The organism is Marinoscillum sp. MHG1-6, assembly GCF_024714475.1.
Taxonomy (GTDB): domain Bacteria; phylum Bacteroidota; class Bacteroidia; order Cytophagales; family Cyclobacteriaceae; genus JAMZMI01.
In genome coordinates, this window is record NZ_JAMZMI010000002.1 from 674,873 (window position 1) to 687,196 (window position 12,324).

Sequence of the window (12,324 nt, forward strand, 5' to 3'; positions counted from 1 at the left end):
ATTTTTACTTAGATGATGGATAAACCGCCGTATCATCCAGTTCTTCCTCAATTCTGAGCAACTGGTTGTACTTAGCCATTCTATCCGATCTTGATAATGATCCTGTTTTAATTTGACCTGCATTGGTAGCTACAGCGATATCCGCGATAGTAGCATCCTCAGTTTCACCTGATCTGTGAGAAACAACTGCAGTCCATCCTGCTTTATGTGCCATTTCAATAGCAGCCAAAGTTTCTGACAAAGTACCGATCTGGTTTACTTTGATCAAGATAGAGTTACCACATTTCTGAGTGATCGCCTTAGCAAGGTATTCAGTGTTAGTAACCAAAAGGTCATCACCTACCAACTGGCATTTGTCACCAATTTTCTCTGTAAGTAATTTCCATCCTTCCCAGTCATTCTCATCCATACCATCTTCGATGCTATCGATAGGGTATTTCTCAACCAATTCAGCAAGGTAAGCAGCTTGCTCAGCACTTGATCTGATCGCACCACCATCACCTTCGAATTTCGCATAGTTGTACTTACCATCTACATAGAACTCAGATGACGCACAGTCCATTGCGATAGTAATGTCACTTCCTGCTTTGTAACCAGCAGCGTCGATAGCTTTCAATACGCTATCAAGTGCTTCTTCAGTACCACCAGAGAAGTTTGGAGCAAATCCACCTTCATCTCCAACAGCAGTACTTAGACCTTTAGCTTTGATGATCTTAGCAAGGTTATGGAATACTTCAGCACCCATTCTTAGTGCTTCGCTGAAAGTAGGCGCACCAACCGGACGGATCATGAATTCCTGAAATGCGATAGGTGCATCAGAGTGAGATCCACCATTGATGATATTCATCATTGGTACAGGTAATATGTGAGCGTTAACGCCACCAAGGTATCTGAAAAGTGACTGTCCAGACTCTTGAGCAGCAGCTTTAGCAACAGCAAGGGAAACACCAAGGATGGCATTGGCACCAAGCTTAGATTTATTCTTAGTGCCATCAAGCTCGATCATTACATCGTCGATCAATTTTTGATCAAACACATTGTAACCTACAATCTCCGGAGCGATAGTTTCATTTACATTATCAACGGCCTTTAGCACACCTTTACCAAGGTATTTAGACTTGTCGCCATCTCTTAGCTCAACAGCCTCGTGCTCACCGGTAGATGCTCCTGATGGAACAGCCGCTCTACCTAAAAATCCATTCTCAGTAACTACATCAACTTCAACAGTTGGGTTACCTCGAGAATCTAAAATTTGTCTTGCGTGTACGCTCTCAATTAGACTCATGATTTGTGTTCTTTTATTAGTTGTATGAAATCGTCAAATAAATATGTTGAATCGTGCGGACCCGGAGATGACTCAGGGTGATACTGCACTGCGAATGCCGGTTTATCCACCAGCTTCAAGCCCTCTACTGTATTATCATTCAAGTTGAGGTGTGTAAGTTCTGCCTTAGTTGAAGCTTTTAGTGACTCCATCTTAACGGCAAACCCATGGTTTTGTGAAGTAATTTCACTTAATCCCGTATTCAGGTTTTTAACCGGTTGGTTCAGCCCTCTGTGGCCATGGTGCATTTTGAAGGTATCAATACCTACCGCACGAGCCAGAATCTGGTTACCCAGACATATGCCGAAAACCGGATGATCGTTATCCAATATTTCCTTCACGGTCTCTACTGCATAATCCATTACAGCTGGATCACCTGGTCCATTGGAAAGAAAATACCCATCAGGGTTCCACTCCTGCATTTCCTTGTAAGAGGTCTTCGCAGGGAAAACTTTACAATGACAGTTTCTTGTAGTAAAATTTTTAAGAATTGACCTTTTAACCCCAAGGTCCAACACCGCAATTCTTTTGCCTGTGTTTTCTTGCCCCAGTTCGTAAGGCGCTTCGGTCGATACAATACTCGACAACTCTAAAGCCTCCATTGAAGGAACCTTTGCTAATTCCTTCTTCAACTCATCGACATCAAAGATGTCAGATGAAATGATCGCGTTCATAGCACCCGTTTTCCTAATATGACGGACAATCTTTCGAGTATCAACGCCAGTAATTCCAACCGTATTAGTTTTTTCCAGGTATTCATGTAATCCATCCGACGCGGTGTGACGGCTATACTGGTACGTAAAGTCGTTTACGACCAAACCTTTGATCTTAGGATTATCAGACTCTTCCTCTTCGTCATTCACCCCGTAGTTACCAATGTGGGAGGCGGTATTAACGATTATTTGACCGTAGTACGAGGGATCGGTATAAATTTCCTGATACCCAGTCATTCCGGTATTAAAACAAATCTCCCCTCCTGATGTACCTACTTTTCCAATTGAAAAACCTTCGAAGACTGACCCGTCTTCCAGAAGTAATACTGCTTTTTTTCTAATGGGTTGTTTCATGTATGAGATAGTTCGCTTTGGAGCCTCGTGGACCTGCAGAAAGTAATTTCACGCCAGTCCTTAATTCGGAGGCAAAAATAGTTCGCCACAACAGAAAAAAGAAGTGATCTTCAGATTGTTGTGAATCATGTTCTTAATATCGTTTGAGCATAAAAAAAGGGATAATGAAATCATTACCCCTTTTTCTTAATATTTTATGAAAAATCATTAATCTTTCTTCTCTTCAGAATCATCCGCTTTTGCCTCTGGAGCTTCCTCAGTAGTATCTGCTTCAGCTGCAGGAGCATCCTCCGCTACCGGTGCTTCTTCAACAACCGCTTCTGCCTTAGGCTCTTCAATTACTTCTGCTTCTTCAACTACAGGAGCTGCAGCTTCAGTTTTCTTAGCAGTCGATCTTCTTGATCTTCTTGTTTTAGCTTTAGCTGAATCAGTAGATCCAAGAAGTAGTTCATTGAAGTCAACCAATTCCATCATGCACATCTCGGCATTATCACCCTGACGAATACCAGTTTTGATAATTCTTGTATAGCCACCCGGTCTTGCTGCCACCTTCTCAGCTACGGTACTGAACAATTCAGTCACCGACTCTTTATTTTGAAGGTATGAGAACGCTACCCTTCTAGAGTGAGTGCTGTCATCCTTAGACTTAGTGATGATAGGTTCTATATATTTTCTTAGAGCCTTAGCCTTAGCTACAGTAGTATTGATTCTCTTGTGAAGGATCAAAGAAGTAGCCATGTTGGAAAGCATCGCACTTCTATGAGATGCTGTTCTTCCAAGGTGATTAAATTTCTTCCCGTGTCTCATTATTCTTCGTCCAATTTATATTTTGAAAGATCCATACCGAATGTAAGGTTCTTCTCAGCAACTAGTTGCTCAAGCTCAGCCAAAGACTTTTTACCGAAGTTTCTAAACTTCATCATGTCTGAGATTTCAAGCGTAACCAGGTCACCCAAAGTTCTTACATCAGCAGCTTTCAAACAGTTATAAGCTCTAACAGACAGATCAAGATCATTAAGTGAAGTCTTAAGAAGCTTTCTCATGTGAAGAAGCTCTTCGTCTACTTGCTCTGGCTCTCCTTGCTCCTGAGATTCTAGAATCATATTTTGATCAGAGAACAACATGAAATGTTGGATCAAAATGTTCGCTGCTCCTTTAAGAGCGTTCTCAGGGTGAATTGAACCGTCTGTTTCGATATCAATAATCAACTGCTCGTAGTCAGTCTTTTGCTCTACCCTTGTGTTTTCAACACTATATTTCACGTTTTTGATTGGCGTGAAAATAGAGTCAATCGCGATATAAGCAAATCCCGCATCAGCTGGCTTATTCTCTTCAGCTGTCACGTAACCTCGTCCTTTCTCAACATTAAGTTCTACCTCAAATTGAGCCGACTCATCCAAATTACAGATTACCAAATCCGGATTTAAGATCTCGAAAGAGTTGGTTGCATTTCCTATATCTCCAGCAGTAAGCTGAGATTTGTTAGCTACTGAAACAGTGATAACATTGTCAACGGTATCAGCTATCTTTTTGAACCTTACCATTTTCAGGTTCAAAATAATCTCGCTTACATCTTCCACTACACCCTCGATAGTAGAGAATTCATGAAGCACACCAGGTATTTTCACACCAGTGATGGCATAACCTTCCAAAGAGGAAAGCAAGATTCTCCTAAGCGCATTACCAATAGTAACACCATAACCTTTTTCAAGAGGCTTGAAAGTAAACAGACCGTGAAAGTCGTCTGCCTTCTCCATCACCACTTTTTCCGGCATCTGAAATGCAAGGATTGACATATTGTTATTGTTAAAAAGTTTTGAGAAATACTCTTATTTAGAGTACAATTCTACTATTAATTGTTCTTTGATGTTTTCTGGAATCTCATCACGCTGAGGAGCATTCAAAAACTTACCGTTGTACTCAGTAGAGTCCCACTCTAACCAAGAGAATTTGTTAGCATTAGCTCCGAGACTTGATGTGATCGCCTCAAGTGATTTAGATTTCTCTCTAACACCAATGATATCATTGTTCTTTAGAGAATATGAAGGAATGTTCACGATCTCTCCGTTTACAGTGATATGCTTGTGCGATACCAACTGACGAGCCGCTCTTCTTGTTGGAGCAATACCCAATCTGTAAACAGTGTTATCCAATCTAGATTCCAAAAGTTGCAAAAGGATCTCCCCGGTAATACCACTCTTTCTGGAAGCTTTCTCAAATAGGTTAGAGAATTGCTTTTCAAGAACACCGTAAGTGTATTTAGCCTTCTGCTTCTCTGCAAGCTGAACAGCGTATTCAGACTGCTTTCTTCTTCTACCTCTACCGTGCTGACCAGGAGGATAGCTTTTCTTTTGTAAAGCTTTGCTGTATCCGAAGATAGGCTCTCCGAATTTTCTTGATATCTTGGTTTTAGGCCCTGTATATCTTGCCATCTTATCTATTCAATTTAGATATTAAACTCTTCTTCTCTTAGGTGGACGACATCCATTGTGAGGTAGTGGAGTAACATCTTTGATCATTGTTACTTCGATACCCACATTCTGGATTGTTCTAATAGCTGATTCTCTACCAGCACCAGGTCCTTTTACAAAAACCTCTACCTTTCTCAATCCAAGGTCGTATGCTGCCTGACCACAGTTCTGAGCAGCAACCTGAGCAGCATATGGAGTGTTCTTTTTAGAACCTTTGAAGCCCATTTTACCAGCTGAAGACCAAGAAATAACTTGACCCTGACTGTTCGTCATTGAGATGATGATGTTGTTAAAAGTAGCCTGGATATGTACCTGACCGATTGCGTCAACAGCAACAACTCTCTTTTTAGCTTTATCTTTTCTTTTCTGCGCCATCTCTATTTATTACTTAGTCGCTTTTTTCTTATTAGCTACAGTCTTACGCTTACCCTTTCTAGTTCGGGCATTGTTTTTAGTTCTTTGACCTCTTAACGGAAGACCTTTTCTATGTCTTAGTCCACGGTAGCATCCAATGTCCATCAAACGTTTGATGTTTAGTTGGACCTCTGATTTTAGAACCCCTTCTACCTTGATTTGCTCGCTAATGATCGTACGAATAGCACCAGCTTCATCATCATTCCACTCAGAAACTTTTTTATCAAAATCAATACCTGCTTCGGTTAAGATTTTTCGTGCTGTACTTCTGCCAATACCAAAAATATAGGTCAAGCCTATCTCTCCTCTTTTGTTATCCGGCACATCGACTCCTGCAATTCTAGCCATGTCTTATCCTTGTCTTTGTTTAAACTTAGGGTTCTTCTTATTAATCACGTATAGCTTCCCTTTACGTCTGATTATTTTACAATCAGCACTTCGCTTTTTTATGGATGCTTTAACTTTCATGTAAGTATATTTTTACCTTATCTATCTCAATCGGGTCACCCCGCTTAATTCACTTATTTATATCTGTAAACGATTCTTCCTTTCGTCAAATCGTATGGAGACATTTCTAACTTCACTTTATCTCCCGGAAGGATTTTGATGTAATTCATCCTCATCTTTCCTGAAATATGAGCAATAACCTCATGACCATTCTCCAACTCTACTTTGAACATCGCATTGGACAGCGCTTCAGTAATAGTACCGTCCTGTTCTATTGATGATTGTTTTGCCATTATGCTACTGCCGCGTTTGTTCTACCTTTCACTCTTCCAGATTTCATCATACCCTCATAATGTCTCATAAGAAGGTAGCTTTCAATCTGCTGTAAAGTGTCCAGAATCACCCCTACCATAATCAATAAAGATGTTCCTCCATAAAACTGTGCAAATGACGCCTGTACCCCTGCCATCATCGCGAAAGCAGGAAGAACCGCAACGATTGCCAGGAAGAAAGACCCAGGAAGTGTGATTCTTGTTAAAACATTATCTATAAAGTCAGCAGTTTGCTTACCCGGTTTTATACCCGGAACAAATCCGCCGTTTCTTTTCATATCATCAGCAATCTGATTTGGATTGATCGTGATCGCAGTGTAGAAGAACGTAAACAAGATGATCAATACCGCAAACAACAAGTTGTACTGCCATGATTGAATATTTGAAAACGTTGTTCCGATGTACTGAGCGATATCGCTATCGTCAGCCCAAATACCTGCTAGCAACGCTGGTAAGAACATCAAAGACTGCGCAAAGATGATCGGCATAACTCCTGAAGAGTTCACCTTTAACGGAATGTACTGTCTTTGACCTCCGTAAACCTTATTTCCAACCACTTGTTTAGCATACTGAACAGGGATTCTTCTTACCGCCTGAACCAATGCCACAGTTGCCATAATCACCACAAATAGTGCTACCAATTCCAGGATAGAAAGCAGTGCTCTATCTAACCCCTTTGTTTCAACAACCTCTAACCAGATAGAACCAGGGAATCTTGAAATGATGCCGATCATGATCAACATGGAGATACCGTTTCCAATTCCTTTATCAGTTATTCTCTCTCCTAACCACATACAGAAGATTGTACCTGCAGTAAGGATCACCATAGAGGACACATTAAACAAGAACTGATTATTCAAAATGATAGCCTCAGATGGAATGGTCGCGTTGATGTAACCTATCGATTGAGCAAGACAAATAAAGATGGTAAGGACTCTGGTGATTTGGTTGATTTTCTTTCTACCACTATCTCCTTCTTTCTGCATTTTTTGAAAGTAAGGAACAGCCACTGTCATCAATTGAAGTACAATGGATGCCGAGATATATGGCATAATACCCAGACCAAAAACAGAAGCACGGCTAAACGCACCTCCCAGGAATGTATTTAACAATCCAAAAATTCCAGAAGCATCCTCCGTCAACATTGATGGATCCACTCCAGGTAGCACCACGAAAGAGCCTAATCTGAAAATGATAAGGAATCCTACTGTGTTTAGGATCCTTATTCTTAGCTCCTCGATGGAGAAAATGTTCTTTATGGTCTGTATAAACTTATTCATTTATCAAGCAACTACTGTGATAGAACCACCGGCCTTTTCAATGGCCTCTTGTGCAGATTTAGAGAATTTGTGTGCGCTTACAGTCAATTTTGCTGCTAGCTCACCATCACCCAAAATCTTAACAACATCGTCTTTTCCAATCAATCCATTAGTCTTAAGAACTTCAGGAGTGATCTCTTTCAATTTTTTATCATCGCTCAGTTTCTGAAGAACGCTAAGGTTGATAGGCTTCATTACCACCTTGTTGTTGTTCTTGAATCCGAACTTAGGGATTCGTCTTTGAAGAGGCATCTGACCACCTTCGAATCCGATCTTTCTAGAATATCCAGATCTGGACTGAGCACCTTTGTGACCTCTGGTCGCAGTACCGCCTTTACCAGATCCCTGACCTCTAGCTATTCTCTTTTTGCCTTTTGTAGCTCCGCCTGCCGGCTTTAGTGTACTTAATTGCATCTTAAAGTTCCGTTACTTCAACTAAATGTTGAACCTTATTAATCATTCCAGAGATTTGAGGTGTCAATTCTTTCTCAACACTTCGATTAATCTTACCAAGACCTAAAGCTTCAATAGTTTTCACTTGTCTAGAAGGTCTCTTAATGGTACTCCTTACCTGAGTTATTTTAACTTTTGCCATTTCAATTAACCATTAAAAACTTTATCCAAAGTAACACCTCTTTGCTTAGCTACTGAGAATGGATCTCTCATTTTGCTAAGAGCATCGAAAGTCGCTTTTACCACGTTGTGAGGGTTAGAAGATCCTTTAGACTTCGCCAATACATCATGGATACCAGCACTTTCCAATACCGCACGCATCGCACCACCTGCGATAACTCCTGTACCTGGTGCAGCTGGTTTCAAAAGAACCAAACCACCACCGAATTTACCGATAGACTCATGAGGAACAGTTGACTTAAAAATTGGAACTCTTACCAAGTTCTTTTTAGCGTCATCAACTCCTTTTGTGATAGCATCGGTTACCTCATTAGCTTTACCTAAACCGTATCCAACAACACCATTTCCATCTCCAACAACTACGATGGCAGCGAAACTGAATCTACGTCCACCTTTCACAACTTTAGCTACCCTTTTGATGGCAACTACAGTTTCTTTCAGTTCAATATCGCTTGCCTTAACAGCCTTTATATTACTTTGTGACATAATTTCTTAGAATTTAAGACCTCCTTCTCGTGCACCTTCTGCGAAGGCTTTCACTCTTCCGTGATAAGGATAACCGTTTCTATCAAACACTACTGAGTTGATACCTGCAGCAACCGCTTTCTCTGCTAATTTCTTACCCACTTCTTTAGAGGTCTCAACTGTAAGAGAGTCTTTTCCAACTTCAGACAATGAAGCCGAAACCAACGTAACACCTTTAAGATCATCTATGATTTGACCATAGATTGCCTTGTTGCTTCTAAAGACAGAAACTCTTGGAATCTCACCAGTACCACTTATCTTCCTGCGGATACCTTTCTTAATTCTCGCTCTTCTTTGTAGTTTAGTTACAGCCATCTCTCTTATTATTTAGCTGCTGTTTTACCAGCTTTTCTTCTTACTTGCTCACCCAAGAATCTGATACCCTTACCTTTATATGGCTCAACAGATCTTAGTGATTTGATTTTTGCAGCAATTTGTCCAACCAACTGCTTATCAATTCCTTCAACAGACACCTTAGGATTCTGACCCTTAGCAGTTTCCGCATTTACAGAAATACCTTCAGGAACAGCCAGGAAAATGTTGTGAGAGTAGCCAAGGTTTAGCTCCAAAACATTGCCCTGAACGGCCGCTTTGTAACCTACACCTATCAACTCCATCTCTTTCTTATAACCTGAGTTGACTCCTTCAACCATGTTATTGATCAATGATCTGTAAAGGCCGTGTAGAGCCTTGTGTCTTTTCTGCTCTGTAGGTCTGTCTACAGTCACTACTCCTTCGTCAACTTTCACGCTGATATCCGGATCTATCTCCTGGGACAGCTCTCCTTTTGGACCTTTTACCGAAACAGTTGATTTGTTTACTGTTACAGTAACTCCAGAAGGTATATTTATCGGTGCTTTGCCTACTCTTGACATTACTTAAATATTAATAAACGTAACAAAGTACTTCTCCTCCAACGTGATCTTTTCTCGCTTCTTTATCGGAAATAACGCCTTTAGAGGTTGATAGGATGGCAATACCCAATCCGTTCAATACTCTCGGCAACTCTCCAGCTCCAGCATACTTTCTAAGACCTGGTTTACTAATTCTTTCCAACTTAGAAATCGCTGACTGTTTAGTCTGCGGATTGTATTTCAAAGCGATCTTAATGATACCTTGCTTGTCATCAGCCACGAACTTATAGTTCTGGATGAATCCTTTATCATGCAATACCTTCGTCATCTCTTTTTTGATGTTCGAAGCAGGTATCTCAACAATGCGGTGATTCGCTTTCACTGCATTTCTGATCCTTGTCAAATAATCTCCTATCGGATCTGTTACCATCTCTTTAACAATTAAATACCCCTAAAAAGGGGTGCAAAATTAATCAATATTTTAATATTTCCCAGTGGGCCCGTAAATAAAAGATTTACCAGCTCGCTTTTGTTACTCCAGGGATTTTACCAGCAGATGCCATCTCTCTGAAAGTCACCCTTGAAATACCGAATTTTCTCATGTATCCCTTAGGTCTTCCAGTAAGCTTACATCTGTTATGCAATCTTACTTTTGAAGAGTTTCTTGGTAATTTATCAAGCGCCTCATAGTCACCCTCAGCTTTCAATGCAGCTCTTTTGTCCGCATATCTTGCTACCAATTTTTCTCTTTTTCTTTCTCTTGCTTTTACTGCTTCTCTTGCCATGTCTTAGTTTTTACCAGTTACGAAAGGCATACCAAATGCTTTTAACAAAGCAAGGCTTTCCTCATCAGTGTTTGCTGTAGTTACGAAAGTGATATCCATACCTGAGATTCTAGATACTTTATCGATACTGATCTCAGGGAAGATGATTTGCTCTTCCACACCCAAAGTGTAGTTTCCTCTTCCATCAAAACCTTTTTGTTTGATCCCTTTAAAGTCTCTTACACGCGGTAGGGCTACAGTCATCAAACGATCAAGGAATTCGTACATTTTATCTCCTCTAAGAGTAACTCGGGCACCGATCGGCATTCCTTCTCTTAGTTTGAAATTCGAGATTGAGTTTTTAGCCTTAGTAGGAACTGCTTTCTGACCAGTGATCATTGAAAGCTCTTCAACTCCTACATCTACTAATTTTTTATCCGCTACGGCAGCACCAATACCTTTGTTAACTGATATCTTAACCAGTTTAGGAACCTCCATAGAAGATTTGTACTGGAACTTCTCTTTAAGTTCAGCTACGATCTCGTTCAGATACTTCTCTTTTAGTCTTGGTCTAGCCATTAGTGATAAATTCTCCAGTTTTTTTAGAATATCTCTGCAATTTTCCGTCTGCGTTAGCTTTTCTTCCAGTTCTAACAGCATCACCGCTAGCAGGATCAACCAACATCAAGTTGCTCATATGGATGAAAGCTTCAGTTTGCTCTCTTCCACCTTCAGGCTTAGTAGCAGAAGGCTTTACGTGCTTTGTTACCATATTGGCACCTTCCACGATCGCTCTGAACTTGGAAGTATTTATTTCAAGCACTTTGCCTGTCTTTCCTTTATCATTTCCGGCGATGATCTTAACAGTATCGCCTTTCTTTATATGAAATTTTGCCATTGTCTGTGCCTATTTATAGTACCTCAGGTGCTAATGATACAATTTTCATGAACTGACGCTCTCTTAACTCCCTGGCTACAGGACCGAAAATACGGGTACCTCTAGGCTCATTGTTGTTGTTAAGGAGTACAGCTGCATTATCTTCAAAGCGGATATAAGATCCGTCTTTTCTTCTTACTTCCTTCTTAGTACGAACGATCACAGCTTTAGAAACTGTACCTTTCTTAAGGCTACTTGAAGAAATCGATGATTTCACTGTAACCACGATGGTATCACCTACTGAAGCGTATCTTTTCTTCGTTCCACCAAGCACACGGATACATAGAACTTCCTTAGCTCCACTATTATCCGCAACGTTTAATCTTGATTCCTGCTGTATCATCTTACTTAGCTCTTTCGATTACTTCTACTAATCTCCATCTTTTGTTTTTACTCAGCGGACGAGTTTCCATGATGCGAACTGTATCTCCAATGTTGCAGTCGTTCGCCTCGTCATGAGCGGTAAACTTGGTTGTCTTACGGATGAACTTACCATAGATAGGGTGCTTTTCTTTTCTGTTCACCGCTACTGTGATAGTCTTTTGCATCTTGTTGCTAACAACCTGACCGATACGCTCTTTTCGCAAATTTCTTTCCATCGATGCGTTTATTTACTTGTTTCTTTAGCTCTGATTTCAGTCTTAATTCTAGCAATCAACTTTCTTGACTCCTTGATTTTCATCGGATTCTCAATAGGAGTGATGCTATGAGCAAACTTCAATTTGCTGTAATTATCAGCTTCCGAAGCTAATCTGCTAACTAGCTCCTCAAGGCTTAGGCCCTTTAGTTCTGAATTTTTCATGCTCCAGTATAATCTCTACGTACAACAAATTTTGTCTTAATAGGAAGCTTCTGAGCTGCAAGCCTCAAAGCATCATTTGCAGCAGCGCTTTCAACACCAGTTACTTCGAAAAGGATTGTTCCTGGCTTAACAACTGCTACCCAGTATTCAGGAGCACCTTTACCTTTACCCATCCTTACCTCTGCAGGCTTCTTGGTTACCGGCTTATCAGGGAAGATTCTAATCCAAACCTGACCCTCTCTCTTCATCGCTCTTGTAACTGCGATACGAGATGCCTCAATCTGACGGCTTGTAATCCACCCTGGCTCAAGTGCTTTGATACCAAAGTTTCCAAAAGCCAATCTATGTCCTCTCTGAGCTAATCCTTTAACTCTTCCTTTTTGGCGTTTTCTAAATTTCGTTCTTTTCGGCTGTAACATTACTTAGCTTTTAAAA

The 12,324-nt window shown here is 40.6% G+C and carries 23 protein-coding genes; all 23 read right to left on the minus strand.

Features of this window, described 5'->3' with window-relative positions; genetic code table 11:
* Window positions 1-4: 4 nt before the first annotated feature.
* The 23 genes from eno to rplP all read right to left on the minus strand — a co-directional run bounded on the left by eno (window position 5) and on the right by rplP (window position 12,308).
* Window positions 5-1,285 (minus strand): phosphopyruvate hydratase, encoded by a 1,281-nt coding sequence (gene eno / locus NXR94_RS06725; protein ID WP_258103833.1) that lies wholly within the window; start codon window positions 1,283-1,285, stop codon window positions 5-7.
* The gene (gene carA, locus NXR94_RS06730) at window positions 1,282-2,391 is read right to left on the minus strand and encodes a glutamine-hydrolyzing carbamoyl-phosphate synthase small subunit (RefSeq protein ID WP_258103834.1); all 1,110 of its coding nucleotides are present in this window, start codon (window positions 2,389-2,391) and stop codon (window positions 1,282-1,284) included. Before carA ends, eno begins: the two co-directional genes overlap by 4 nt.
* 207 nt (window positions 2,392-2,598) lie before the next feature.
* The gene (rplQ, locus tag NXR94_RS06735) at window positions 2,599-3,198 is read right to left on the minus strand and encodes a 50S ribosomal protein L17 (RefSeq protein ID WP_258103835.1); all 600 of its coding nucleotides are present in this window, start codon (window positions 3,196-3,198) and stop codon (window positions 2,599-2,601) included.
* Window positions 3,198-4,187 carry a DNA-directed RNA polymerase subunit alpha gene (locus NXR94_RS06740; protein ID WP_258103836.1) on the minus strand — a complete coding sequence of 330 codons (990 nt, stop codon included), beginning with the start codon at window positions 4,185-4,187 and terminating at the stop codon, window positions 3,198-3,200. Before NXR94_RS06740 ends, rplQ begins: the two co-directional genes overlap by 1 nt.
* 33 nt (window positions 4,188-4,220) lie before the next feature.
* The gene (gene rpsD, locus NXR94_RS06745) at window positions 4,221-4,823 is read right to left on the minus strand and encodes a 30S ribosomal protein S4 (protein WP_258103837.1); all 603 of its coding nucleotides are present in this window, start codon (window positions 4,821-4,823) and stop codon (window positions 4,221-4,223) included.
* 21 nt (window positions 4,824-4,844) lie between these two features.
* On the minus strand, window positions 4,845-5,237 hold the full coding sequence (rpsK, locus tag NXR94_RS06750) for a 30S ribosomal protein S11 (protein WP_258103838.1): 393 nt from the start codon (window positions 5,235-5,237) through the stop codon (window positions 4,845-4,847).
* Between the two features lie 9 nt (window positions 5,238-5,246).
* A complete protein-coding gene (gene rpsM, locus NXR94_RS06755) occupies window positions 5,247-5,624 on the minus strand; it encodes a 30S ribosomal protein S13 (protein WP_258103839.1) in 378 nt (125 codons plus the stop codon).
* A gap of 3 nt (window positions 5,625-5,627) precedes the next feature.
* The gene (gene ykgO / locus NXR94_RS06760; protein WP_226390914.1) at window positions 5,628-5,744 is read right to left on the minus strand and encodes a type B 50S ribosomal protein L36; all 117 of its coding nucleotides are present in this window, start codon (window positions 5,742-5,744) and stop codon (window positions 5,628-5,630) included.
* 53 nt (window positions 5,745-5,797) lie between these two features.
* On the minus strand, window positions 5,798-6,016 hold the full coding sequence (gene infA / locus NXR94_RS06765) for a translation initiation factor IF-1 (RefSeq protein WP_258103840.1): 219 nt from the start codon (window positions 6,014-6,016) through the stop codon (window positions 5,798-5,800).
* Window positions 6,016-7,335 carry a preprotein translocase subunit SecY gene (gene secY, locus NXR94_RS06770; protein WP_258103841.1) on the minus strand — a complete coding sequence of 440 codons (1,320 nt, stop codon included), beginning with the start codon at window positions 7,333-7,335 and terminating at the stop codon, window positions 6,016-6,018. Before secY ends, infA begins: the two co-directional genes overlap by 1 nt.
* Window positions 7,336-7,338: 3 nt before the next feature.
* Entirely contained in the window at window positions 7,339-7,788 is a 450-nt protein-coding gene (gene rplO / locus NXR94_RS06775; RefSeq protein WP_258103842.1) for a 50S ribosomal protein L15, read from the minus strand.
* A 1-nt stretch (window position 7,789) separates the two neighbouring features.
* Entirely contained in the window at window positions 7,790-7,969 is a 180-nt protein-coding gene (gene rpmD / locus NXR94_RS06780; RefSeq protein ID WP_258103843.1) for a 50S ribosomal protein L30, read from the minus strand.
* A 5-nt stretch (window positions 7,970-7,974) separates the two neighbouring features.
* Complete coding sequence (rpsE, locus tag NXR94_RS06785) at window positions 7,975-8,493, minus strand: 30S ribosomal protein S5 (protein WP_258103844.1); 519 nt, start codon at window positions 8,491-8,493, stop codon at window positions 7,975-7,977.
* Window positions 8,494-8,499: 6 nt separating this feature from the next.
* Window positions 8,500-8,847 (minus strand): 50S ribosomal protein L18, encoded by a 348-nt coding sequence (gene rplR / locus NXR94_RS06790; RefSeq protein WP_258103845.1) that lies wholly within the window; start codon window positions 8,845-8,847, stop codon window positions 8,500-8,502.
* Between the two features lie 8 nt (window positions 8,848-8,855).
* Window positions 8,856-9,407, minus strand: coding sequence for a 50S ribosomal protein L6 (gene rplF / locus NXR94_RS06795; protein ID WP_258103846.1), 552 nt, complete (start codon window positions 9,405-9,407; stop codon window positions 8,856-8,858).
* A gap of 10 nt (window positions 9,408-9,417) precedes the next feature.
* Window positions 9,418-9,816, minus strand: coding sequence for a 30S ribosomal protein S8 (gene rpsH / locus NXR94_RS06800; RefSeq protein ID WP_258103847.1), 399 nt, complete (start codon window positions 9,814-9,816; stop codon window positions 9,418-9,420).
* Window positions 9,817-9,901: 85 nt separating this feature from the next.
* The gene (rpsN, locus tag NXR94_RS06805) at window positions 9,902-10,171 is read right to left on the minus strand and encodes a 30S ribosomal protein S14 (RefSeq protein ID WP_258103848.1); all 270 of its coding nucleotides are present in this window, start codon (window positions 10,169-10,171) and stop codon (window positions 9,902-9,904) included.
* A 3-nt stretch (window positions 10,172-10,174) separates the two neighbouring features.
* The gene (gene rplE / locus NXR94_RS06810; protein ID WP_258103849.1) at window positions 10,175-10,729 is read right to left on the minus strand and encodes a 50S ribosomal protein L5; all 555 of its coding nucleotides are present in this window, start codon (window positions 10,727-10,729) and stop codon (window positions 10,175-10,177) included.
* Window positions 10,722-11,048, minus strand: coding sequence for a 50S ribosomal protein L24 (gene rplX / locus NXR94_RS06815; RefSeq protein ID WP_258103850.1), 327 nt, complete (start codon window positions 11,046-11,048; stop codon window positions 10,722-10,724). The genes rplE and rplX overlap by 8 nt, the downstream gene beginning before the upstream one ends.
* A 13-nt stretch (window positions 11,049-11,061) precedes the next feature.
* The gene (rplN, locus tag NXR94_RS06820) at window positions 11,062-11,430 is read right to left on the minus strand and encodes a 50S ribosomal protein L14 (protein WP_258103851.1); all 369 of its coding nucleotides are present in this window, start codon (window positions 11,428-11,430) and stop codon (window positions 11,062-11,064) included.
* Between the two features lies 1 nt (window position 11,431).
* Window positions 11,432-11,686 carry a 30S ribosomal protein S17 gene (rpsQ, locus tag NXR94_RS06825; protein WP_258103852.1) on the minus strand — a complete coding sequence of 85 codons (255 nt, stop codon included), beginning with the start codon at window positions 11,684-11,686 and terminating at the stop codon, window positions 11,432-11,434.
* Window positions 11,687-11,694: 8 nt separating this feature from the next.
* Window positions 11,695-11,889, minus strand: a complete 195-nt coding sequence (gene rpmC / locus NXR94_RS06830; protein ID WP_258103853.1) for a 50S ribosomal protein L29 — start codon at window positions 11,887-11,889, stop codon at window positions 11,695-11,697.
* Complete coding sequence (gene rplP, locus NXR94_RS06835; RefSeq protein ID WP_258103854.1) at window positions 11,886-12,308, minus strand: 50S ribosomal protein L16; 423 nt, start codon at window positions 12,306-12,308, stop codon at window positions 11,886-11,888. Before rplP ends, rpmC begins: the two co-directional genes overlap by 4 nt.
* Window positions 12,309-12,324 lie beyond the last annotated feature (16 nt).